This window comes from Mycobacterium sp. E342 (assembly GCF_001667665.1).
In the GTDB taxonomy this organism is placed as follows: Bacteria; Actinomycetota; Actinomycetes; order Mycobacteriales; family Mycobacteriaceae; genus Mycobacterium.
Genome location: NZ_LZJM01000055.1, coordinates 1 through 23,805, shown reverse-complemented (window position 1 = coordinate 23,805; position 23,805 = coordinate 1). Strand labels below are relative to the sequence as shown.

Here is a 23,805-nt window from a genome sequence, read left to right as displayed (position 1 = left end):
TTCCCCCGCCGGTCCCCGCCCGGACTCCTCATGTCTCCTCAGGGCATCGTAATGGCGAATGCCCGGCTCGTCCTGTTCAGCGGCGCCTGGCGCGGTGCGGGCGTCGGCGCGATCCGGCGAACCGCCCACGACCGGACACCTATAGATAAAGGGATGTGGCAGCGAACGCCATCGGCGCCGCGTGGCGAGGCCCGTACGGGTGCCTTACGGTTGTCGATGTAATTCGCGCAGCGGATATTTACGACGGACAATATCCAGGCGTTCTAGCAGACCGGATGGTGAATTAACGTGGCGGAAGAGAGTCGCGGACAACGCGGGTCGGGGTACGGCCTCGGGTTGTCGACGCGGACGCAGGTGACCGGCTACCAATTCCTCGCTCGTCGCACCGCAATGGCCCTCACCCGGTGGCGCGTCCGCATGGAGGTCGAGCCGGGACGCCGGCAGACGCTGGCCGTGGTGGCCTCGGTCTCGGCGGCGCTGGTGATCTGCCTGGGCGCTCTGCTCTACTCGTTCCTCAGCCCGGCGGGCCAGGTCGGGGATTCGCCGATCATCGCCGACCGCGACTCCGGGGCGCTCTACGTCCGCGTGGGCGACAAGCTGTACCCGGCGCTGAACCTGGCTTCGGCGCGGCTGATCACCGGTCGCCCGGACAACCCGCACCTGGTCAAGTCCAACCAGATCGCCAGCCTGCCGCGCGGCCCGCTGGTCGGCATCCCCGGCGCGCCGTCGAACTTCCACCCCACGGCACCGTCCACGTCATCGTGGCTGGTGTGCGACACCGTCGCCACCTCGACCGGTGTCAGCGCCCCGTCCGGCGTGACGGTGACCGTGATCGACGGAAACCCCGACCTCAGCAACCACCGGCACGTCCTCAACGGGACGGACGCCGTGGTGCTGAGCTACGGCGGGGACGCCTGGGTGATCCGAGAGGGGCGCCGGTCCCGGATCGACGCGACGAACCGATCGGTGCTGTTGCCGCTGGGACTGACGCCCGAGCAGGTCGGCCAGGCGAAGCCCATGAGCCGAGCGTTGTTCGACGCGCTGCCGGTGGGCCCGGAGCTGACCGTGCCCCAGGTGCAGAACGCCGGCACAGCCGCATCGTTCCCGGGCGCACCCGGCCCGATCGGCACCGTGATCGTCACGCCGCAAATCAGTGGGCCGCAACAGTATTCACTGGTGCTGGCGGACGGCGTGCAGACACTGCCGCCGCTGGTCGCTCAGATCCTGCAGAACGCCGGGCCGGGCAACACCAAGCCGGTGACCGTGGAACCGTCCGCCCTGGCGAAGATGCCCGTGGTCAACAAGCTGGACCTGTCCTCCTACCCGGACGCCCCGCTCAACGTGGCGGACATCCGCGAGAACCCGGCGACCTGCTGGTGGTGGCAGAAGACCTCGGGGGAGAACCGGGCCCGCATCCAGGTCATCTCCGGCGCGACCATCCCCGTCGCCGCCAAGGACGAGAGCAAGGTGGTGTCGCTGGTCAAGGCCGACACCACCGGCCGCGAGGCCGACCAGGTCTTCTTCGGGCCCGACTACGGCAACTTCGTGGCCGTCACCGGCAACGACCCCGGCGCCAAGACGACGGAATCGCTGTGGTGGCTGACGGACGCGGGGGCCCGGTTCGGCGTCGACGACACCCGCGACGTCCGCGAGGCGTTGGGCCTCAAGACGAAACCGAGCCTGGCGCCCTGGGTGGCGCTGCGGCTGCTCCCGCAAGGGCCGACCTTGTCGCGGGCCGACGCGCTCGTGGAACACGACACCCTACCGATGGATATGTCCCCAGCAGAATTGGCGGTACCTAAGTGAAACGCGGGTTTGCCCGGCCGACACCGGAGAAGCCTCCGGTCATCAAGCCGGAGAACATCGTCCTCCCGACACCCCTGAGCATTCCGCCTCCGGAGGGCAAGCCCTGGTGGCTGGTGGTGGTCGGCGTGTTGGTGGTCGGCCTGCTGATCGGCATGGTCGGCATGACCTTCGCCAGCGGCTCGCACGTGTTCGGCGGCGCCGGCGCCATCTTCCCGATCTTCATGATCGGCGGCGTCGCGATGATGATGTTCGGCGGCCGGTTCGGCGGTCAGCAGCAGATGAGCCGGCCCAAGCTGGACGCGATGCGCGCCCAGTTCATGCTGATGCTGGACATGCTGCGCGAGACCGCCCACGAGTCCGCGGACAGCATGGACGCCAACTACCGGTGGTTTCACCCGGCGCCCACCACGCTTACCGCCGCGGTGGGCACGTCGCGGATGTGGGAACGCAAGCCCGACGGCAAGGACCTCAACTTCGGCGTGGTGCGAGTCGGCGTCGGCATGACGCGGCCCGAGGTGACCTGGGGTGAGCCGCAGAACATGCCCACCGACATCGAGCTGGAGCCGGTGACCGGTAAGGCGCTGCAGGAGTTCGGGCGCTACCAGAGCGTGGTCTACAACCTGCCCAAGATGATCTCGTTGCTCGTCGAGCCCTGGTATTCGCTCGACGGTGACCGGGAGCAGGCCCTGGGGCTCATGCGCGCGATCATCTGCCAACTGGCGTTCTCGCACGGCCCCGACCACGTGCGGATGGTCGTCGTCAGCTCGGATCTGGACGAATGGGACTGGGTCAAGTGGCTGCCGCACTTCGGTGACCCGCGCCGCCAGGACGCCGCCGGCAACGCGCGGATGGTTTACGCGTCGGTGCGCGAGTTCGCCGCCGAGCAGGCCGAATTGTTCGCCGGCCGTGGCTCTTTCACGCCCCGGCACGCGAGCTCGTCGGCGCAGACCCCGACACCCCACACGGTGATCGTCGCCGACGTCGTCGACCCGCAGTGGGAGTTCGTGATCAGTGCCGAAGGCATCGACGGAGTCACCTTCTTCGACCTGACCGGGGCGTCGATGTGGACAGCGGTCCCGGAGCGCACCCTGCGGTTCGACGGCAAGGGCGTGATCGAGGCGCTGCCCCGCGACCGCGACACCTGGATGGTGATCGACGAGAAGCCGTGGTTCTTCGCGCTCACCGACCACATCAGCGTCGCGGAGGCGGAGGAGTTCGCCCAGGCGCTGGCCCGCTGGCGGCTCGCCGAGGCCTACGAAGAGATCGGCCAGCGGGTCACCCACATCGGCGCCCGGGACATCATGGCCTACTACGGAATCGACGACCCGGGCCGCATCGACTTCCACGCGCTCTGGGGCGCCCGAACCGACACGATGGGCCGGTCGCGCCTGCGGGCGCCGTTCGGTAACCGCTCCGACAACGGCGAGCTGCTGTTCTTGGACATGAAGTCGCTGGACGAGGGCGGTGACGGTCCGCACGGCGTCATGTCCGGAACGACCGGTTCGGGTAAATCGACCCTGGTGCGGACGGTGATCGAGTCGCTGATGCTCAGCCACCCGCCGGAGGAGCTGCAGTTCGTGCTGGCCGACCTCAAGGGTGGGTCGGCGGTCAAGCCGTTCGCCGGCGTCCCGCACGTGTCGCGGATCATCACCGACCTGGAAGAAGACCAGGCGCTGATGGAGCGCTTTTTGGACGCCCTGTGGGGCGAGATCGCCCGCCGCAAGGCGATCTGCGACAGCGCCGGCGTCGACGACGCCAAGGAGTACAACTCGGTCCGGCTCAGGATGCAGGCACGCGGCCAAGACATGCCGCCGCTGCCGATGCTCGTGGTCGTGATCGACGAGTTCTATGAGTGGTTCCGCATCATGCCGACGGCGGTCGACGTGCTCGACTCGATCGGCCGGCAGGGTCGCGCTTACTGGATCCACCTGATGATGGCGTCGCAGACCATCGAGAGCCGGGCCGAAAAGCTCATGGAGAACATGGGTTACCGGCTGGTGCTGAAAGCCCGCACCGCCGGTGCGGCGCAGGCGGCGGGTGTGCCGAACGCGGTGAACCTGCCGGCGCAGGCGGGTCTGGGCTACTTCCGGCGCAGCCTGGAGGACATCGTCCGGTTCCAGGCGGAATTCCTGTGGCGGGACTACTTCCCGCGCGGGCTCACCGACGACGGCGACGAGGCGCCCGCGCTGGTGCACAGCATCGACTACGTCCGCCCGCAGCTGTTCACCAACTCGTTCACCCCGCTCGAGGTCAGCGTGGGCGGGCCGGAACTCACCCCGGCGGCGATCACGAACGGCGAGACGCTGGAAGCCGGCGGCGCGGCGGGTGAGGACGACGACGTCGAGGGCATCAGGGTCCCCAAGGTCGGCACGGTGATCATCGATCAGCTGCGCAAGATCGACTTCGAGCCGTACCGGCTGTGGCAACCGCCGCTGAACCAACCGGTGCCCATCGACGAGTTGGTCAACCGGTTCCTCGGTCACCCGTGGCAGGAGAACTACGGTGCCGCCAAGGATCTGGTCTTCCCGATCGGGATCATCGACCGGCCCTTCAAGCACGACCAGCCGCCGTGGACCGTCGACACCTCGGGGCCGGGCGCCAACGTCCTGATCCTGGGCGCCGGCGGTTCGGGCAAGACGACGGCCCTGCAGACGCTGATCTGCTCGGCCGCGCTGACCCACACCCCCGAGCAGGTCCAGTTCTACTGCCTGGCCTACAGCAGCACCGCGCTGACCACGGTCGCCCGGCTGCCCCACGTGGGCGAGGTGGCCGGCCCGACCGACCCGTACGGTGTGCGCCGTACGGTGGCCGAGCTGCTGGCGTTGGTGCGTCAGCGCAAGAGCACGTTCCTCGAGTACGGCATCGCCTCGATGGAGGTCTTCCGGCGCCGCAAGTTCGGCGGCGAGCCCGGCCCGGTGCCCAACGACGGGTTCGGCGACGTCTACCTGGTGGTGGACAACTACCGGGCGCTGGCCGAAGAGAACGAGGTGCTGATCGAGCAGGTGAACGTGATCATCAACCAGGGCCCCTCGTTCGGGGTGCACGTGGTGGTCACCGCCGATCGCGAGTCCGAGCTGCGGCCGCCGGTGCGCAGCGGGTTCGGGTCCCGCGTCGAGCTGCGGCTGGCCGCGGTGGAAGACGCCAAGCTGGTGCGGTCCCGTTTCGCCAAGGACGTCCCGGTCAAGCCCGGCCGCGGCATGGTCGCGGTCAACTACGTCCGACTGGACTCCGACCCGCAGGCCGGTCTGCACACGTTGGTGGCCCGGCCCGCGCTCGCGACCACGCCGGACTACGTGTTCGAGTCCGACAGCGTGATCGACGCGGTCGATCGCCTCACCAGCGCTCAGGCTCCGCCGGTGCGGCGCCTCCCGGCGCGGTTCGACCTCGAGCAGCTGCGGGAGCTGGCCGCGCGGGACACCCGTGAAGGAGTCGGCGCGGGCGGAATCGCTTGGGCCATCTCCGAATTGGATCTCTCGCCGGTCTACCTCAACTTCGCCGAGAACGCGCACCTGATGGTGACCGGGCGACGCGAATGTGGGCGCACGACCACGCTGGCCACCATCATGCGAGAAATCGGCCGGCTGTACGCACCCGGGGCGAGCAGCGCACCGCCGCCCCCGGCAGGGCAGCCGTCGGCGCAGGTGTGGCTGGTGGATCCACGACGTCAGCTGCTGACCACACTGGGTTCGGACTATGTCGAGAAGTTCGCCTACAACCTGGACGGCGTCCAGGCCATGATGGGCGAATTGGCGGCGGTCCTGGCCGGGCGCGAACCGCCGCCCGGTCTGTCCGCGGAGGAGCTGTTGTCGCGGTCGTGGTGGAGCGGCCCGGAGATCTTCCTGATCGTCGACGACATCCAGCAGCTGCCGGCAGGGTTCGATTCGCCGCTGCACAAGGCCGCGCCGTGGGTGACCAGGGCCGCCGATGTCGGGTTGCACGTGCTCGTCACGCGCACCTTCGGTGGTTGGTCGTCGGCGGGCAGCGACCCCATGCTGCGCGCGCTGGCCCAGGCGAACGCGCCGTTGCTGGTGATGGACGCCGATCCGGACGAGGGCTTCATCCGCGGCAAGATGAAGGGTGGCCCGCTGCCCCGCGGCCGAGGCCTGCTGATGGCCGAGGACACCGGCGTGTTCGTGCAGGTCGCATCGACCGAATTGCGGAAATAGGCGCCGACGGATACCGCTGCGCTGGGGTTGGCTGGCTCAGCCCCAGCGCAGCGGTAGTTCTTTGAGCGCGAAACTCTTTGACGGGAAATTGATTTCGGGGACGTAGTCCGCCGGCACGTCGAAGTCGGGGATCTGCCTGAGCCATTCGCCGACGATCACCGTCAGCTCGATGCGGCCGAGGTGGGAGCCCAGGCAGCGGTGCGGCCCGCCACCGAAGCCCCAGTGGCGGTGCACCTTTCCGTCCATGACGAGCTCATTGACGGACGTGGCGTCGTTGTCGTCGCGGTTGACCGCCGCCATGCACAACCGCACCGACGTGCCGGGTGGCAACGTCATGCCGCCGATCTCGACATATTGGGTGGTGATCCGCGGCGCCACCGGCGCCGACGGTTCCAGTCGCACGATCTCCTCGATGAAGACCCGGATCTGCTTCGGGTCGTCGCGAAGCAACTCGCGCAGCTGGGGGCGGCGGGCCAACTCGAGCAGACAGAATCCGATCGCGGCCGTCACCGTGTCCAGACCCGCCAGGATCAGCAGGTGGCTCATGCCCAGCAGTTCCAGGTCGCTGAAGTCGCCGTCACTGGCCATGACGCGCGACAGCATGTCGGACCCCGGGTTCTGCCGGCGTTGCTGGATCACGTCGACCAGGTAGGCCAGCAGGTGCCGGCCCTGCTCGAGGTCGCCCGGGGTGAGATACGGCTTGTCGGCGACGACCGCGTCCTTCCAGGCGATCAGGCGGTCGCGGTCCTCCAACGGCAGACCGTAGAGGTCCATGAAGACCTGAAACGGGTACAGGCGCGCGAAATCCGCCATCACCTCGCACTTGCCCTGGCCGGCGAACGCAGCGATCATCTCGGCTGCGTGCCGCTCCAGCACCGGCCGCGACGCGCTCAGTCCGTGCGGGCTGAAGAACGGCTGCAGGATTTTCCGGTAGCGGGTGTGCTGTGGGGGGTCAAAGGCCAACGGCAGCACCGGCAATGGGTGGCCGGGAGGCTGAAGTATCGTCGACGAGAAGACCTTCGGGTTGCGCAGCGCTGCCAGCACGTCCTCGCGGCGCGTGATGTAGTAGTGGCCGTTCATGAACACCACCGGCCCGGCGTCGCGCAGCACCTTCCACCCCGCACCTCGATCCGCCGCCATCGGTAGCTTCTCGTAATCGAGCCTGGGGAGGTGGAACGTGCCGTGCTGGCCCTGGCCAGGAGTGGTCATGCGCCCGGTCTCCGCTTGTCTCTAGTTCTGCTGGCACATCAATATCGCATGTGCGGCAAAGGGACACGAATCCGCGTGCGGGGCGAATGCGCGGTTCACTGTAGTCGGCGACGGCCGCACCGTGTCGCGGGCTGCACCGAGCGACTACTCTACGACTCGATTCCTTAAGTGCGTCGTCCGGGGAGGAAGCCGGTGAGGGTTCGTCTCGACAAGTCGAAATGCGTGGGCCACGCGCAGTGCTATGCCGTCGATCCGGATCTGTTCCCGATCGACGATTCGGGCTATTCGACACTCGAAGAACACGAGGTCAGGCCCGAGGACGAGCAGCTGACGCGCGATGGCGTCGCCTCCTGTCCCGAGATGGCCCTGGTTCTCGAAGAGGACTGACACCGGCGTGCGCGCAAGGGAAACCGCGGATGAACAACCGGTTGCCTGACATGAACGCGAGTCGACAGGGAGTGAACATTGGCTGGCCTGGAATGAACAGTTGGCTTCGCGTATCGGAGCACCCCCGCTAACAAACTAATCTCATTGGCGAGCGACAGTTCGGATACACGCGGGCTGTCGCTCGGTTGCTGACAACGGGGATCGATCGAGGCTTAAAGGTGCACGTTGTTCTTGACCGGACGTCCGAAACGCGTGGTGGTAGACCACATTTGGGCGCCGTGTTCGGGATCGGCAGGACGCGCCGGCGAGCCCGCCGACTGGGGTGGCGGACCGCGAGGTCTGAGTCGGTGATTCCCAGGTCAGCAGCCGGGGGGTGGCGTTTGCTTACGAAGCCGTGACTACGGCCACCACTGATTCCGATGCGACGGTCGCGATCGCCAGAGGTCGCGACCAACTGAGGAGAACAGGTGTTTGACTTCGGGGCGTTACCGCCGGAGATTAACTCCGGTCGGATGTATGCAGGACCAGGCTCGGGGCCGATGATGGTCGCGTCAGCCGCCTGGGATGTGCTTGCAGCCGAATTGGGCACGGCGGCAAGCGCTTACAACTCGATCATCGACGAGCTGACGAACGGGCCCTGGGTGGGCCCCGCCTCGACGTCGATGGTGGCGGCGATCACGCCCTACGTGACCTGGCTGGGTGCCATCGGCGGTCAGGCCGAGGAGGCCGCCAGCCATGCGCGCGCGGCCGCCGCCGCCTTCGAGGCCGCGTTTGCGATGACGGTCCCGCCTCCGGTGATCGCGGCCAACAGGGTCTTGCTGGCGACCCTGATAGCGACCAACTTCCTCGGGCAGAACTTTCCGGCGATCGCCGCGACCGAGGCCCAATACATGGAGATGTGGGCGCAGGACGCGGCGGCGATGTACACCTACGCCGCGTCGTCGACCACCGCGTCGCAGATGACGCCGTTCACGGCGGCGCCCCAGACCACCACGCCGGACGGTGAATCCGGACAGTTCGCCGCCGTCACACAGGCCACCACGCAGCAGGCCGGCAACACCGCCCAGACCGTGGCCCACACGTCGTCGCAGCTCGCGACGCCGCAGCTGATGTCGGCCACCGCCCCCCAAACGGCGCAGCAAGTCACGACCGCGGCCACCACGGGGACGACCACCGGGACATCGGTGCAGGACGTCCTGCCCAGCCCGACGAACTGGTGGTCGCTCACGCCGGGTAACTACACCGCGATCATCAAACAGACGCTGCAGGCGTACTTCGGGGTGGGTATCGGAAACTTCGGCTGGTCGATCGGCCAGCAGCTGACCTTCGGTCCGGGTGGTGCGACGGCGGGTGCCGGTGGTGCCTGGTTCCCGACGCCGCAGTTCGCGCAATTGGGCCTCGGCAACCTGGGCACCCTGTCCAACGCCACCGGCGCGGTGACCGCGGGTACCGGACAGGCCGCCCAGGTCGGCGGGTTGTCGGTGCCCCAGCAATGGGCCACGCTGGCCTCCACGGTGAGCCCGGCCGATGCCGCCGAGGCGGAGGTCGCGCCGATTCAGACCGTCTCGGCCAGCACCCCACCCGGGAACGCCCTGCTGCGCGGCATGCCGACCGGCGCGGTGGGTCGGCGGGCCGGCGCCGCGGCCGGCTACTCGCACAAATACGGCTTCCGCTACAGCGTCCTGACCCGCCCACCATCGGCCGGATAAGGAAACGTCCAAGTGAACGGAAGTTGTCCAGTAATGAACAGTCGGCACTAGGGAGGCAAGGCACCGCGTGACCCATCTAATCTCACGAGTAAGCCAAGCCCCCGGTGGGCCCGAAGGCAAACCGATCCTCGAGAGCGAGCGAGCCGGAAAAGTAGGGAGGGACTTCAGATGTCTTTTGTGACGACGCAGCCGGAGGCGCTCGCCGCGGCGGCGGGCAGCCTGCAAAGCATCGGCTCGGCGCTCAACGCGCAGAACGCAGCCGCGGCGGCCCCCACCACGGGGGTGGTCCCGGCCGCGGCCGACGAAGTGTCAGCGCTGACAGCGGCGCAGTTCGCCGCGCATGCCCAGATGTACCAAGCCGTCAGCGCTCAGGCGGCGGCGGTCCACGAAATGTTCGTAAACACCCTCAGCATGAGCTCGGGGTCGTATGCCGTGACTGAGGCGGCCAACGCGGCCGCGACGGGTTAAAGGAGTCAATGATGTTGGATTTCGGGGCGTTACCGCCGGAGGTTAATTCGGCGCGGATTTATGCCGGTCCGGGGTCGGGGTCGTTGATGACCGCGGCGTCGGCGTGGAATGCGCTGGCGGCGGAGCTGAACTCGGCGGCGTTGGGCTATGAGAAGTTGATCACCGCGCTCAACAGCGAGGACTGGCTGGGGCCGGCGTCGGCGTCGATGGCCGCCGCGGTCCAGCCGTATGTGACGTGGATGACGACGACGGCTGCTCAGGCCGAGGAGGCGGCCACCCAGGCTCAGGCGGCGGCGGCGGCTTATGAGACCGCGTTGGCGGCGTCGGTGCCGCCGCCGCTGATCGCGGCCAACCGTGCCGAGACCCAGCAGCTGATCTCGACCAACGTGCTGGGGCAGAACACTCCCGCGATCACCCAGCTGGAAGCGCAGTACGGCCAGATGTGGGCGCAGGATGCCAGCGCGATGTACAGCTATGCGGGTCAGTCGGCGACGACGACGAAGTTGACGCAGTTCAGCGCGGCGCCGAAGATCTCCAACGACACGGCCCCGGCGACCCAGAGCGCCGCGGTCACCAGCGCGACGACGAACTCGACGGCGACCAACACCTCGAAGGTGTTGCAGTCGTTGGCGCAGCCCACCACGCAGGCCACGACCAATGCGACGACCAACGCCGCCACGCAGGCGACCCAGGATCCGTTCAGCTATATCTGGTACCTGTTGACCGGGCAGTCGGTCCTGCCGACCAACCTGGGTACCGCCCTGAACGGTTACAGCCCGTGGGCCAGCTTCTTCTATAACACCGAGGGTCTGCCGTACTTCAGTGTCGGTATGGGTAACTTCGGTGTGCAGATGGCCAAGACCCTGGGCATGATCGGGGGCGCGGCTCCGGCGGCGGCCAAGGCCCTGCCCGGCCTGGGCGGGCTGGGTGGTCTGCTCGGCGGTGGCGCCGGCGCGGTGCACCCGGCGGCGGCCATCGGCGGTGCGGCCTCCATCGGTGGCAAGTTGTCGGTGCCGGTGGCCTGGACCGGCGGCCCGGCGATCCCCGCGATGACCCACTCGGCCATCCCGGTCAGCGCCATCAGCGCCGCCCCCGAGGGCGCCGGGGGACCGGGCAACCTGCTCGGTGGCATGCCGCTGGCCGGCATCGGCAGCGGCACCCACGCCGGGGCCGGCCCCCGATACGGGTTCCGCCCCACCGTCATGGCCCGACCCCCCTTCGCCGGATAACGGTCCACAGCACACGAAAGACGCTTTAGCGCGCGAAAAGTGCCGCGCTAAAGCGTCTTTCGATGTGCGGTGCCGTACGCGGCCCGCCGGCGCGGACCTTCTCGTCCCGAGCTGAGCGGCGGCTTGCCGTTGCGACTTTTCTGCGGCCGGATTTTTTCCCCGCCCGTATCGTGGATCCGTGCGTGCGCGCGCGGGGCCGCCGATCAGAAGCCATTCGCCCAGCGCGGTGTTCCCGCAGCTAGTCGCATCGATCGTCGGCGCGACGCACCGCGGGTGTGCCCCTGCACGCCGGTGCGGAAAACGCCCGCCGGCGAGCCGATCACCCTTGCGCGCCGTCTCGTCGAGACGGCGCCCGGACGTCGCGGCAACTTAGCCTTCGCAACAACCAAGCAAACGCTTGGCGGTCGTTCGACCGAGACCAGTTGCGAGGGAAACAGATGTCGTTCGAGCCGGGGGGCCTCGTCGGTGTTTGACTTCGGCGCGTTACCGCCGGAGATCAACTCCGGTCGTTTGTATGCGGGTCCGGGGTCCGGGCCGATGATGGCGGCGTCGGCGGCGTGGGACGAGATCGCAGCGGAGGTCGCCACGGCGGCCAGTGGGTACGGCTCGGTGGTTTCGGAGCTGACCGGGGGACCGTGGGTGGGCGCGGCGGCATCGTCGATGCTGGGGGCGGTGGCACCGTATGCGAGTTGGCTCGGTGCGGTGGCGGCGTTGGCTGAGGAGACGGCCAGTCAGGGCCGGGCGGCGGCGGCGGCGTATGAGGCGGCGTTTGCGATGACGGTGCCGCCGCCGGTGATCGCGGCCAATCGGGTGTTGTTGGCGATGTTGGTCGCGACGAACTTTTTCGGACAGAACACGCCGGCGATCGCGGCGACCGAGGCGCAGTACATGGAGATGTGGGCGCAGGACGCGGCGGCGATGTATGGGTATACGGCGGCGTCGGCGACGGCCTCGCGGTTGGCGCCCTTTGACCCGCCGCCGAGTACCACCACCCCGGATGGGGCGGCAGACCAGGCGTTGGCGGTGACCCAGGCCGTCCAGCAGCCGGCGGGCAACGCCGCGCAGACCGCCGCCAACGCGTCGTCTCAGCTCGCAACGCCGCAGGTGTTGCCGGCCACCGCGTCGCAAACGACGCAGCAGGTCACGGCTGCGGCCACGGGGTCGACCACGACCGGCACCTCGCTGCAGGACATCCTGCCCAGCCCGACGAACTGGTGGTCGCTGGCACCTGGTAACTACACCACGCTGCTCAAACAGAGCACGTCTCTCTTGTATCAGTCGAACGGTTTGGCCAGCTTCGGCATGTCGATGGGCCAGCAGTTGACGTTCGGTCCGGGTGGTGCCACGGCGGGTGCCGGTGGTGCCTGGTTCCCGACGCCGCAGTTCGCTCAGCTGGGCCTGGGCAATCTGGGCAGCGTCGGCGGCGGAGCGGTATCGGCAGGAGCCGGGACGGCCTCGCACGTGGGGGCGCTGTCCGTGCCCCAGCAGTGGGCCACGCTGACCTCCGCGGTCGGCCCGGCCGATGCCGCCGACGCCGAGGCCATTCCCGCGCAGGAGGCCGGTGCTGCAACCAGCCCGCCGGGCAACGCGCTTTTGCGCGGCATGCCCACCGGCACCATCGGCCGGCGCACCGCCGCCGCGGGCTATTCACACAAGTACGGCTTCCGCTACAGCGTGCTCACACGCCCACCATCGGCCGGGTAGGCGGCGGGAATGAACTGCGCTGAGATTGGGTTCGGGGCGGCTCGCCGCAACCGCATTTTCGTCAAATCAAGATTCGAGCCACGCCGCACAACCAGTTAAGGAGTCAATGATGTTGGATTTCGGGGCGTTACCGCCGGAGGTTAATTCGGCGCGGATTTATGCCGGTCCGGGGTCGGGGTCGTTGATGACCGCGGCGTCGGCGTGGAATGCGCTGGCGGCGGAGCTGAACTCGGCGGCGTTGGGCTATGAGAAGTTGATCACCGCGCTCAACAGCGAGGACTGGCTGGGGCCGGCGTCGGCGTCGATGGCCGCCGCGGTCCAGCCGTATGTGACGTGGATGACGACGACGGCTGCTCAGGCCGAGGAGGCGGCCACCCAGGCTCAGGCGGCGGCGGCGGCTTATGAGACCGCGTTGGCGGCGTCGGTGCCGCCGCCGCTGATCGCGGCCAACCGTGCCGAGACCCAGCAGCTGATCTCGACCAACGTGCTGGGGCAGAACACTCCCGCGATCACCCAGCTGGAAGCGCAGTACGGCCAGATGTGGGCGCAGGATGCCAGCGCGATGTACAGCTATGCGGGTCAGTCGGCGACGACGACGAAGTTGACGCAGTTCAGCGCGGCGCCGAAGATCTCCAACGACACGGCCCCGGCGACCCAGAGCGCCGCGGTCACCAGCGCGACGACGAACTCGACGGCGACCAACACCTCGAAGGTGTTGCAGTCGTTGGCGCAGCCCACCACGCAGGCCACGACCAATGCGACGACCAACGCCGCCACGCAGGCGACCCAGGATCCGTTCAGCTATATCTGGTACCTGTTGACCGGGCAGTCGGTCCTGCCGACCAACCTGGGTACCGCCCTGAACGGTTACAGCCCGTGGGCCAGCTTCTTCTATAACACCGAGGGTCTGCCGTACTTCAGTGTCGGTATGGGTAACTTCGGTGTGCAGATGGCCAAGACCCTGGGCATGATCGGGGGCGCGGCTCCGGCGGCGGCCAAGGCCCTGCCCGGCCTGGGCGGGCTGGGTGGTCTGCTCGGCGGTGGCGCCGGCGCGGTGCACCCGGCGGCGGCCATCGGCGGTGCGGCCTCCATCGGTGGCAAGTTGTCGGTGCCGGTGGCCTGGACCGGCGGCCCGGCGATCCCCGCGATGACCCACTCGGCCATCCCGGTCAGCGCCATCAGCGCCGCCCCCGAGGGCGCCGGGGGACCGGGCAACCTGCTCGGTGGCATGCCGCTGGCCGGCATCGGCAGCGGCACCCACGCCGGGGCCGGCCCCCGATACGGGTTCCGCCCCACCGTCATGGCCCGACCCCCCTTCGCCGGATAACCGGTGCCGGTCGCTCGGCAGCATGACCTACGGGTTAACAAAGCGGGTCGGATACGGGTGGAGGCTCCGTGCTCGGAGGCCGGTCGCGGTGGGCCTCGGGACCACTGCGGGCGGGCCGCCCACCGGTTGCTAGCGGTTCGTCGGGTAATGATGGCAATCAGATTTTTAAGGGGCCTGCCCTGCAGTAGCACCCCGGCAGACGTCGACCAGGGTCTTTCTCCAACGACTCCGTCACAGTTTGCTGTGACGGAGCTGAAAGGGAGGCGATCCGGGCCAGACGCTGTTACTGTGGCGTTACCAAAAATGAATTCGTCGTACCGTCACGTGAACAGTTGCAAACAGGCGGCTTCCGAAAGAGCTTCAAAGGCCGCTGTCATCTACTCTCTGCAGAGTCGGGGAATGAACTTAGGAGGGATCAAGCATGTCTTTCGTGACCACACAGCCTGAGGCTTTGGCTGCGGCGGCCGGAAACCTGCAGGCCATCGGCTCAACGCTGAGCGCTCAGAACGCGGCTGCAGCCGCCCCCACGACCGGGGTCGTTCCGGCTGCGGCCGACGAGGTGTCGGCGCTGACGGCGGCGCAGTTCGCAGCGCACGCGCAGATGTACCAGGCAGTCAGCGCTCAGGCCGCCGCCATTCACGAGGCGTTCGTGAACACGCTGTCGATGAGCTCGGGCTCCTACGCTGCGACCGAGGCAGCCAACGCAGCTGCTGCGGGCTGATCGGACCGGCGGTTGGATGGTTTGGGGCCGGACGTCATTGACGTGGTCTTCCGCCGCCTGACCGCCCAGCTACCGATGATCTCGGGGGCTGACGGCCGGACAACTCAAACGCCGGAGTTCGGGTTTGACGTCCGTCTCACCGTGTTACAGCGACCGGTGGCCGCCGGCTGACGGGAAGGGGGGATCATCCTTTTGTATTCGGCTCGGCGGTTCGCCAGCGCGTAACCGGTCCGGCCATCGTCGTAACCACCGCAAGTATCTGAGTACTCACGCAATAAAAGGAGACAGCCAACATGGCAACACGTTTCATGACCGACCCGCACGAAATGCGGGCGATGGCGGGCCGCTTCGAGGTCCACGCCCAGACCGTCGAGGACGAGGCCCGCAAGATGTGGGCGTCGTCGATGAACATCGCCGGCTCGGGCTGGAGCGGTCAGGCGCAGGCCACCTCGTACGACACCATGGGTCAGGTCAACCAGGCCTTCCGCAACATCGTCAACATGCTCCACGGGGTGCGCGACGGGCTGATCCGCGACGCGAACAACTACGAGCAGCAAGAGCAGGCCTCGCAGCAAATCCTCAGCAGCTAGCGCTAAAAACCGCGGCTGCGTACCATTCCAGACATTAGGAGACCGTTATGACAATCAATTACCAGTTCGGCGATGTCGACGCCCACGGTGCCTTGATCCGCGCCCAGGCCGCGTCTCTGGAGGCTGAGCACCAGGCCATCGTTCGCGATGTGCTTGCTGCGGGTGACTTCTGGGGCGGTGCCGGTTCGGTGGCCTGCCAGGAGTTCATCACCCAATTGGGTCGCAACTTCCAGGTGATCTACGAGCAGGCCAACGCCCACGGGCAGAAGGTGCAGAGCGCCGGCAGCAACATGGCCAGCACCGACAGCGCCGTTGGGTCCAGCTGGGCCTAACCCCAACTTCAGGCGCGGCAGCACACCGACGTGTGGTGTGCTGCCGCGTCCTGCGGTTATCGTGCACTTTGAACCCTCGAGGTATTGATGGACCAACAGACCGCCCGCACTGACATCACCGTTAACGTCGACGGTTTCTGGATGCTCCAGGCACTCCTGGACATTCGGCACGTCGCCCCGGAGCTGCGGTGCCGGCCGTATGTTTCGACCGATTCGAGCGACTGGCTCAACGAGCATCCCGGAATGGCGGTGATGCGCGAGCAGGGCATCGTCGAGAACGACCAGGTGAACGAGCAGGTGGCCGCCCGGATGAGGGTGCTCGCCGCGCCGGACCTCGAGGTCATCGCCCTGCTGTCCCGGGGCAAGTTGCTCTACGGCGTGGTGGACGACGAGAACCAGCCGCCCGGGTCGCGCGACATCCCCGACAATGAGTTCCGGGTGGTGCTGGCGCGTCGCGGTCAGCACTGGGTGTCCGCGGTACGGGTGGGCAGCGACATCACCGTCGACGACGTCGCCATCGCCGACAGCTCCTCGATCGCGTCGCTGGTCCTGGACGCGCTCGAATCGATACACCACGCGGAACCGGCGGCCATCAACGCGGTGAACGTGCCGCTGGAAGAGATGCTGGAAGCGACGAAGTCGTGGCAGGAGTCGGGCTTCAACGTGTTCTCCGGCGGTGACCTGCGGCGGATGGGCATCAGCGCCGCCACCGTGGCCGCGCTGGGCCAGGCGCTCTCCGACCCCGCGGCCGAGGTCGCGGTGTACGCGCGTCAATACCGGGACGACGCGAAGGGCCCCAGCGCCTCGGTGCTGTCGCTCAAAGACGGTTCCGGTGGCCGCATCGCGCTCTACCAGCAGGCGCGGACGGCCGGGTCGGGGGAGGCCTGGCTGGCCATCTGCCCGGCGACCCCCCAGTTGGTACAGGTGGGCGTCAAGACCGTGCTCGACACACTTCCCTACGGCGAGTGGAAAACCCACAGCAGGGTCTGAGATTCGACGAAACACAAAGTTCACCAATGTCTTTGCACTCAACATGCGGTTGAGATGCCAACACGGCATACTTCTCTAAGAGATTTCAGCAAATCTCAAACCGGCGTCACCAAAGCTATTAATCGCAAGGCGGGGTAGATGGAATTCGGAATAGTCGAGCTGCACTTTCCTGGGGGCCGCAGCGCCCCGGAAAGCGGGCCGGCGCAGACCCCCGCCCGGCTGGCGGCGCGGGGCAACACGTTCACGACGGTAAGGGGTTCAGGGCGATGACTGCGGTAGTTGAAGCGCTACAGCCTGACGTTGAGGGAGTTTCGCAGCCTCGGGCGGTCGTGGTCGGCGTTATGGCCGGCGCGGGCGTACAGATCGGCGTCCTACTGGACGCCAACGCCCCCGTGTCGGTGATGACCGAGCCGCTGCTGAAGGTGGTCAACAGCCGGCTCAGGGAGCTCGGCGAGGCGCCGTTGGAGGCCACGGGTCGCGGCAGGTGGGCACTCTGCCTGGTCGACGGCACGCCCCTGCGGGCCACCCAGTCCCTGACCGAACAGGACGTCTACGACGGTGACCGGCTGTGGGTCCGGTTCATCCAGGACACCGAACATCGCTCGCAGGTCATCGAGCACATCTCCACCGCGGTGGCGGCGGACCTGAGCAAACGGTTCGCCGCGATCGACCCGGTCGTTGCGGTCCAGGTCGGTGCGTCGATGGTGGCGGCGGGCGTCACCGCCGCCTCGGGCTTGCTGCTCTGGTACCGGTGGCACCACAACTCCTGGCTGCCGACGGCGTACTCCGCGGTGATCGCCGCGGTGGTGCTCGGCGTCTCGTTGATGCTGCTGATGCGGGCGCGCACCGACCAGGATCGCCGCGTCGGCGACATCCTGTTGCTGAGCGGCCTGGCACCCCTCACTGTCGCCGCGGCGGCGGCTCCCCCCGGCGGGGTGGGCTCCCCACACGCGGTGTTGGGCTTCGGCGTGCTGACCATCGCCGCGATGCTCGCCGTGCGTTTCACCGGGCGCCGGCTGGCCCTGTACACCGCGCTCATCACCATCAGCCTGGTCACGGCGATCGCGGCCCTGGCGCGAATGGTCGCCATGACGAGCGCTGTGACTTTGCTGACCAGCGTCGTCCTCGTGTGCGTGCTCGTCTACCACACCGCGCCTGCGCTCTCGCGCCGGTTGGCCGGCATCCGCCTGCCGGTGTTCCCCTCGGCGACCAGCCGGTGGGTGTTCGAGGCCCGGCCCGACCTGCCCACCACCGTGGTTCGCTCCGACGGTGGCCCCCCGGTTCTCGAGGGACCCGCGTCCGTCCGCGACGTCCTGGTGCAGGCCGAACGCGCCCGTTCTTTCCTGTCGGGTCTGCTGATCGGTCTGGGCGTGCTGATGGTCGTCTCGCTGGCGGCGTTGTCGGACCCGCACACCGGTCAGCGCTGGTTGCCGCTGCTGCTGGCCGGCTTCAGCGCCGGGTTCCTGATGCTGCGCGGGCGCTCCTACGTCGACCGCTGGCAGGCGATCACCCTGGCCGTCACCGCAGTCCTCATCGTCGGTGCGGTCGTGGCGCGGTACGCGCTCGTGTTGCAGTCGCCCCTGGCCGTGTCGATCAGCGCGGCGATCCTGGTGCTGCTGCCCGCGGCGGGGCTTACGTCCGCGGCCGTGGTGCCCAACACGATCTACAGCCCGCTGTTCCGCAAGTTCGTGGAATGGATCGAATACCTCTGCCTGATGCCGATCTTCCCGCTGGCATTGTGGTTGATGAATGTCTATGCAGCAATCCGCTACCGGTAGTAGCAAGGTGTGGCGAGGGCGCGCATCCGCTGCCGCCCTCGCCGCAATCTTGCTCGCCTCAGGAGCATTGGCCGGCTTGCCGCCCGCTTATGCGATTTCGCCGCCGACGATCGATCCGGGGGCGGTGCCGCCCGACGGTCCGCCCGGGCCGCCGGCGCCGATGAAGCAGAACTCGTACTGCACCGAGGTCGGGGTGCTGCCCGGAACGGACTTCCGGCTGCAGCCCAAGTACATGGACATGCTGAACCTGCAGGAGGCATGGCAGTTCGGCCGCGGTGCCGGCGTGAAGGTGGCCGTCATCGACACCGGTGTGAGCCCGCACCCGAGGTTTCCGCACCTGATCCCCGGCGGTGACTACGTCATGGGCGGTGACGGGCTGTCGGACTGCGACGCGCACGGCACCATCGTCGCCTCGATGATCGGCGCCGCCCCGGCCAACGGCGCGGGGGTGCCGCCGGCGGCGCCGCGCCGGCCGGTCACCATTCCCACCACCGAGCCGCCGCCGAAAGCGCCGCCGCCCCAGACGGTGACGTTATCGCCGCTGCCGCAGACCGTGACGATGGTTCCCCCCTCGCCGCAGGAGGAGCCGCCCGCTCCCGGACCGTTCGGGGCGCCTCCACCGCAACCGGCCGCGCCGGCGGGTCCGCCGCCGGGACCGCCGCAGGGCGGACAGGCTCCGGCGGGCGGGCAGGCTCCGCAGGGCGGGCAGGCTCCGGCGGGCGGCGCTCAACCGCCGCAAGGCGGGCAGGCTCCGGCGGGCAACCGCACGGGCGGCACGGTGACGATCCCGAGCTACTCCGGTGGCGGGCACGTAATCCGCGTTGACAATCCACGCCCGCTCGACCCGCCGCCACCGCCACCTCCACCGCCGGCGCCGTCGGCCGGTCCCGACGCATTCAGCGGTATCGCCCCGGATGTGGACATCATCGCGATTCGCCAGTCCAGCCAGGCCTTCGGTCTCAAGGACGCCTACACCGGCGACGAGGACCCGCAGACCCGGGCGAAGATCGACGACGTGCAGACGATGGCGCGGGCGATCGTCCACGCCGCCAACATGGGCGCGCAGGTGATCAACATCTCGGATGTCACCTGCATGAGCGCCCGCAACATCATCGACCAGCGCGCGCTGGGCGCCGCGGTGCGCTACGCAGCGGTCGACAAGAACGCCGTCATCGTGGCGGCGGCCGGCGACACCAGCAAGAAGGACTGCAAGCAAAACCCGCCGCATGATCCCTTGCAGCCCAACGACCCTCGCAACTGGAACGCCGTCACCACGGTCGTGACGCCGTCCTGGTTCAGCGACTACGTGCTGACGGTCGGGGCGGTCGACGAAGACGGCCGGCCGTTGACCCAGGGCAGCCAGGGGCAGGGATCGACGAGCGTGGCCGGTCCATGGGTGGGAATCGCCGCACCCGGCACCGACGTTGTCGGGCTGTCGCCCCGGGACGACGGCGTCATCAATGCGATCGACGGACCCGACAACACGCTGCTGGTTCCGTCCGGCACCAGTTTCTCGGCCGCGATCGTTTCCGGTGTCGCCGCGCTCGTTCGCGCCAAGTTCCCCCAGCTGTCGGCTTACCAGGTCATCAACCGGTTGACCCGCACCGCCCGCGCACCGGCGCGCGGCGTGGACAACCAGATCGGCCACGGCATCGTCGACCCGGTGGCGGCGCTGACGTGGGATGTGCCCGAGGGACCGTTGAAGCCGCCGCAGCAACTTTCGGCGCCGCTGAACATCCCCAAGCCCGCGCCGGCCCGCGATATGGTGCCGGTGTGGGTGGCCGCCGGAGGCCTGCTCGGGGCGTTACTGATCGGTGGGGGCGTGTTTGGTACGGCGATGCTGATGAAGCGATCGCGGAAGCAGCAATGAGGGCGGAGCAGTAACAGTCATGAAAGCGCAGCGCAGGTTCGGGTTGTCTTTGTCGTGGCCACGGGTCACGGCGGTGTTCCTGGTGGACATCGTCATCCTGGTGGTGGCGAGCCATTGCCCAGAGTCCTGGCAGGGCGCCTACCGCATCGCGTTCTGGGTGGGTGTCGGCCTCGCAGCGCTGATCGCGCTGTTGTCGTTGGTGACCTATCACGGCATCACGGTGACATCGGGATTGGCGACCTGGCTGTGGGATTGGTCCGCCGATCCGGGCACCGCGCTGGGAGCGGGCTGCACTCCGCCCCACGACTACCAGCGCAAATTCGGACGCGACAAGGTCGGTGTGCGCGAGTACGAGGGCCAGCTGGTGACCGTGATCGCGGTCAACGGGGGCGACGACGATCCGTCGTCGCGGCACCGGCACCGGACATCGCCGCCCACCCTGCTGGTGCAGGCCGTCGCTGATGGCTTGCGCCAGTTCGACATTCACCTCGACGACATCGACATCGTGTCGGTGAAGGTGCGCCGCGGCGGCAACGCCGCGGAGTTGTCGAAGCTCGACGACTGGGGCCCCGAGGAGTGGGAGGTGGCCAACGGCGAGCCCAGCTCGTATGTCCGCCGGACCTGGCTGGTGCTGCGGATGAACCCGCAGCGCAACATCGCCGCGGTGGCGGTCCGTGATTCGCTGGCTTCGACGTTCGTGGCGGCCACCGAGCGGCTTGCGCAGGATCTCGACGGACTCACTTGCGCCGCAAGGCCGTTGACCGCCGAGGAGATCACCGAGGTGGACCGCGCGGTGCTGGCCGACCTGGAGCCGACCTGGAGCCGGCCCGGCTGGCGCCACCTCAAGCATTTCAACGGCTTCACCACCAGCTTCTGGGTGACGCCCGCCGACCTCTCCACCGACACACTCGACGAGCTGTGGCAGGCGGATACCGTAGCCACCGTGCTGACCGTCCGGCTCACCGCGCGAGCGGGCCGGCCGCAGATTTCGGCCTGGGTCCGCTACCACAGCGAAAAGCGGCTGCCCCGAGACGTGTCCGCCGGCCTCAACCGCCTCACCGGACGTCAGCTGGCGGCCGTCCGTGCCAGCTTGCCCGCACCGGCCACACGCGACCTGCTTGTCGTGCCGAGCCGCGGCCTGCGTGACGACGACGACCTAGTGCTGTCGGTCGACCAGCTGCGAGGGAGCCCGGCGGGCGTGCCTGTAGCGCAATGACGCGGCCGCAATCGACGGCTGAAGGCGCCCGCAATGCGATGGTCGCCGGCCTGTTGGCATCCGGGATATCGGTCAACGGGCTACAACCGAGTCACAACCCGCAGGTGGCATCGCAGATGTTCACCACCGCAAGCAATTTGGATCCCGGTATGTGCGACGCCTGGCTGGCGCGGCTACTGGCGGGGGAGCGCAGCATCGAGGTGCTCGCCGGCGCGTGGGCGTCGGTCCGGACGTTCGGATGGGAGACCCGCCGGCTCGGGGTCACCGATCTGCACTTCCGTCCCCAGGTTTCGGACGGCTTGTTCCTGCAGCTGGCCGTCACCAGCGTCGAGTCGCTTGCGTGCGCCTACGCGGCCGTTCTCGCCGAGGCCAAGCGCTACGAGGAGGCCGCGGAGCTGCTCGACGGGATCGAGCCCCGCCAGCCGTTCGAGCAGGAGCTGGTCGACTACGTGCGGGGTGTGCTGTATTTCCGCACCGGCCGGTGGCCCGACGTGCTCAATCAGTTCCCGGAGGGCAAGGTCTGGCGTCAGCCCGAGCTCAAGGCCGCCGGCGCGGCGATGGCCACCACGGCCCTGGCGTCGCTCGGTGTCTTCGAGGAGGCGCTGCGGCGTGGCCAGGATGCCGTCGAGGGCGACCGGGTCCCGGGCGCGGCCAACATTGCCCTGTACACCCAGGGCATGTGCTTGCGACACCTGGGACGCGAGGACGAGGCCGTCGAGCTGCTGCGCCGGGTGTATTCGCGGGACCCGAAGTTCAGCCCGGCCCGTGAAGCGCTGGACAACCCGAACTATCGACTGGTCCTGACGGACCCGGAAACCATTGAGGCGCGCACCGATCCGTGGGATGCGGACAGCGCGCCGACCCGGGCGGAGGTGGAGGCCGCGCGCCACGCCGAGGAGGCCGCGCGGTATCTCGCCGAGGGTGACGCGGAGCTCAACGCGATGCTGGGCATGGAGCGCGCCAAGCGGGAGATCAAGCTCATCAAGGCGACGACGAAGGTGAATCTGGCGCGCGCCAAGATGGGCCTCCCCGTGCCGGTGACGTCGCGGCACACCCTGCTGCTGGGGCCGCCCGGGACCGGTAAGACGTCGGTGGCGCGGGCATTCGCCAAGCAGCTGTGCGGCTTGACGGTGCTACGCAAGCCGGTGGTGGTGGAGACCAGCCGGACCAAGCTGTTGGGCCGATACATGGCCGACGCGGAGAAGAACACCGAGGAGATGCTCGAGGAAGCCCTTGGCGGCGCGGTGTTTTTCGACGAGATGCACACCTTGCACGAGAAGGGTTACCAGCAGGGTGACCCATACGGGAACGCGATCATCAACACGTTGCTGTTGTACATGGAGAACCACCGCGACGAACTCGTGGTCTTCGGTGCGGGCTACGCCAAGGCGATGGAAAAGATGCTCGATGTGAACCAGGGTCTGCGGCGGCGGTTTTCGACCGTGATCGAGTTCTTCAGCTATACCCCGGACGAGCTGGTCGCGCTGACCCGGTTGATGGGCCAGGAGAACGAGGACGTTATCACCGAGGAAGCGGCTCAATCCCTACTGCCTTCGTACACCAGGTTTTATCTCGACGAGAGCTACTCCGAAGACGGGGACTTGATCCGGGGCATCGATACGCTCGGCAACGCCGGTTTCGTGCGCAACGTGGTGGAGAAGGCACGCGATCACCGCAGCTTCCGCCTGGACGACGAGGACCTGGACGCGGTGCTGTCCAGCGACGTCACCGAGTTCAGCGAGCGGCAGCTCTTGCGGTTCAGGGAGCTGACTCAGGAGGATCTTGCCGAGGGCCTCAGCGCAGCAGTCGCGGAGAACAAGACCACGTAAGCCCGCTCCGGTTCCCGCCAGTAGTGCGTGCCGGCCTGTGCCGGCAACCTCGCGACTGGGGCGGCCGCCCGCCTGCCCGATGGTTTCTACAGGTCACTCTTGAGAAAAGTCCGGCGCTCGGCAACGTCCTGTTCGTCGCCACACGGCCACAAATGCGCCCGAAAACAGTACTTGAACTGCGAAAATCGGCTCCCAGGAAACTGGCAGCAGCTAATCAGCGGTGCGGGAGTGTAGCCCGTTTACCCTTCGTGTTGATGAACACTAGGGGAATGGCATGGCAATCAACTATTACCTCGGCGACGCCGAACGCCCGGGGCGCTCTCGTCCGCGCCGCGGCAGCGTCTCTGGACCCTGATTGCAGGTCATCGACGAGCGGGCCACGCTCACGGACAGTCTGGAGCGTGCCGGCAGTAACAGAGCGGCCACCGACAGTGCGGTCGGTTCTCGCCAGCGAAAACGAGATTTGAGATCGAG

Annotated in this window: 17 protein-coding genes; 16 read left to right on the top strand and 1 reads right to left on the bottom strand. The window is 67.9% G+C overall.

The features are described 5' to 3' along the window. Window positions 1-288 precede the first annotated feature (288 nt). Window positions 289-1,806, top strand: a complete 1,518-nt coding sequence (eccB, locus tag A5692_RS02770; RefSeq protein ID WP_068051770.1) for a type VII secretion protein EccB — start codon at window positions 289-291, stop codon at window positions 1,804-1,806. Further along, window positions 1,803-5,972 (top strand): type VII secretion protein EccCa, encoded by a 4,170-nt coding sequence (eccCa, locus tag A5692_RS02765; protein WP_068051767.1) that lies wholly within the window; start codon window positions 1,803-1,805, stop codon window positions 5,970-5,972. Before eccB ends, eccCa begins: the two co-directional genes overlap by 4 nt. Window positions 5,973-6,008: 36 nt before the next feature. On the opposite strand, the gene A5692_RS02760 is transcribed toward eccCa, so the two are convergent. Then, window positions 6,009-7,181 carry a cytochrome P450 gene (locus A5692_RS02760; RefSeq protein WP_068051764.1) on the bottom strand — a complete coding sequence of 391 codons (1,173 nt, stop codon included), beginning with the start codon at window positions 7,179-7,181 and terminating at the stop codon, window positions 6,009-6,011. Between the two features lie 192 nt (window positions 7,182-7,373). Here A5692_RS02760 and A5692_RS02755 point away from each other — a divergent pair, with 192 nt between their 5' ends. The 14 genes from A5692_RS02755 (at window position 7,374) to eccA (ending at window position 23,331) form a co-directional block, all read left to right on the top strand. Continuing rightward, window positions 7,374-7,568 carry a ferredoxin gene (locus A5692_RS02755; RefSeq protein WP_067917298.1) on the top strand — a complete coding sequence of 65 codons (195 nt, stop codon included), beginning with the start codon at window positions 7,374-7,376 and terminating at the stop codon, window positions 7,566-7,568. A 467-nt stretch (window positions 7,569-8,035) separates the two neighbouring features. Continuing rightward, complete coding sequence (locus A5692_RS02750) at window positions 8,036-9,277, top strand: PPE family protein (RefSeq protein ID WP_068051761.1); 1,242 nt, start codon at window positions 8,036-8,038, stop codon at window positions 9,275-9,277. 168 nt (window positions 9,278-9,445) lie between these two features. Further along, window positions 9,446-9,745 (top strand): PE family protein, encoded by a 300-nt coding sequence (locus A5692_RS02745; protein ID WP_068051758.1) that lies wholly within the window; start codon window positions 9,446-9,448, stop codon window positions 9,743-9,745. Between the two features lie 8 nt (window positions 9,746-9,753). After that, a complete protein-coding gene (locus A5692_RS02740; RefSeq protein WP_068051751.1) occupies window positions 9,754-10,974 on the top strand; it encodes a PPE family protein in 1,221 nt (406 codons plus the stop codon). A 465-nt stretch (window positions 10,975-11,439) separates the two neighbouring features. Continuing rightward, window positions 11,440-12,678 carry a PPE family protein gene (locus tag A5692_RS02735; protein ID WP_068051754.1) on the top strand — a complete coding sequence of 413 codons (1,239 nt, stop codon included), beginning with the start codon at window positions 11,440-11,442 and terminating at the stop codon, window positions 12,676-12,678. A gap of 106 nt (window positions 12,679-12,784) precedes the next feature. Next, window positions 12,785-14,005 (top strand): PPE family protein, encoded by a 1,221-nt coding sequence (locus tag A5692_RS02730; RefSeq protein ID WP_068051751.1) that lies wholly within the window; start codon window positions 12,785-12,787, stop codon window positions 14,003-14,005. Window positions 14,006-14,426: 421 nt separating this feature from the next. Then, the gene (locus tag A5692_RS02725; protein WP_007172607.1) at window positions 14,427-14,726 is read left to right on the top strand and encodes a PE family protein; all 300 of its coding nucleotides are present in this window, start codon (window positions 14,427-14,429) and stop codon (window positions 14,724-14,726) included. A 293-nt stretch (window positions 14,727-15,019) separates the two neighbouring features. Then, window positions 15,020-15,316, top strand: coding sequence for a WXG100 family type VII secretion target (locus tag A5692_RS02720; protein WP_007168951.1), 297 nt, complete (start codon window positions 15,020-15,022; stop codon window positions 15,314-15,316). A gap of 47 nt (window positions 15,317-15,363) precedes the next feature. Then, window positions 15,364-15,648 carry a WXG100 family type VII secretion target gene (locus A5692_RS02715; RefSeq protein WP_046182844.1) on the top strand — a complete coding sequence of 95 codons (285 nt, stop codon included), beginning with the start codon at window positions 15,364-15,366 and terminating at the stop codon, window positions 15,646-15,648. An 87-nt stretch (window positions 15,649-15,735) separates the two neighbouring features. Further along, window positions 15,736-16,638, top strand: coding sequence for an ESX secretion-associated protein EspG (locus A5692_RS02710; protein WP_068051748.1), 903 nt, complete (start codon window positions 15,736-15,738; stop codon window positions 16,636-16,638). Between the two features lie 266 nt (window positions 16,639-16,904). Beyond that, entirely contained in the window at window positions 16,905-18,416 is a 1,512-nt protein-coding gene (gene eccD, locus A5692_RS02705) for a type VII secretion integral membrane protein EccD (RefSeq protein WP_068051745.1), read from the top strand. Further along, entirely contained in the window at window positions 18,394-20,286 is a 1,893-nt protein-coding gene (locus tag A5692_RS02700; RefSeq protein WP_068051742.1) for a type VII secretion-associated serine protease mycosin, read from the top strand. Before eccD ends, A5692_RS02700 begins: the two co-directional genes overlap by 23 nt. Before the next feature lie 19 nt (window positions 20,287-20,305). Next, window positions 20,306-21,502, top strand: a complete 1,197-nt coding sequence (gene eccE, locus A5692_RS02695) for a type VII secretion protein EccE (RefSeq protein ID WP_068051739.1) — start codon at window positions 20,306-20,308, stop codon at window positions 21,500-21,502. Next, window positions 21,499-23,331: a type VII secretion AAA-ATPase EccA gene (gene eccA, locus A5692_RS02690; RefSeq protein ID WP_068051736.1), complete on the top strand. Its 1,833-nt coding sequence runs from the start codon at window positions 21,499-21,501 to the stop codon at window positions 23,329-23,331. The genes eccE and eccA overlap by 4 nt, the downstream gene beginning before the upstream one ends. Window positions 23,332-23,805 lie beyond the last annotated feature (474 nt).

Bases quoted from the DNA above. Each gene is read 5' to 3' on its own strand.
- A5692_RS02760 (WP_068051764.1), bottom strand. From the start codon at position 7,181: ATGACCACTCCTGGCCAGGGCCAGCACGGCACGTTCCACCTCCCCAGG.
- A5692_RS02745 (WP_068051758.1), top strand. From the start codon at position 9,446: ATGTCTTTTGTGACGACGCAGCCGGAGGCGCTCGCCGCGGCGGCGGGC.
- A5692_RS02740 (WP_068051751.1), top strand. From the start codon at position 9,754: ATGATGTTGGATTTCGGGGCGTTACCGCCGGAGGTTAATTCGGCGCGG.
- A5692_RS02730 (WP_068051751.1), top strand. From the start codon at position 12,785: ATGATGTTGGATTTCGGGGCGTTACCGCCGGAGGTTAATTCGGCGCGG.
- A5692_RS02725 (WP_007172607.1), top strand. From the start codon at position 14,427: ATGTCTTTCGTGACCACACAGCCTGAGGCTTTGGCTGCGGCGGCCGGA.
- A5692_RS02720 (WP_007168951.1), top strand. From the start codon at position 15,020: ATGGCAACACGTTTCATGACCGACCCGCACGAAATGCGGGCGATGGCG.
- A5692_RS02715 (WP_046182844.1), top strand. From the start codon at position 15,364: ATGACAATCAATTACCAGTTCGGCGATGTCGACGCCCACGGTGCCTTG.
- A5692_RS02710 (WP_068051748.1), top strand. From the start codon at position 15,736: ATGGACCAACAGACCGCCCGCACTGACATCACCGTTAACGTCGACGGT.
- eccD (WP_068051745.1), top strand. From the start codon at position 16,905: ATGACTGCGGTAGTTGAAGCGCTACAGCCTGACGTTGAGGGAGTTTCG.
- A5692_RS02700 (WP_068051742.1), top strand. From the start codon at position 18,394: ATGCAGCAATCCGCTACCGGTAGTAGCAAGGTGTGGCGAGGGCGCGCA.
- eccE (WP_068051739.1), top strand. From the start codon at position 20,306: ATGAAAGCGCAGCGCAGGTTCGGGTTGTCTTTGTCGTGGCCACGGGTC.
- eccA (WP_068051736.1), top strand. From the start codon at position 21,499: ATGACGCGGCCGCAATCGACGGCTGAAGGCGCCCGCAATGCGATGGTC.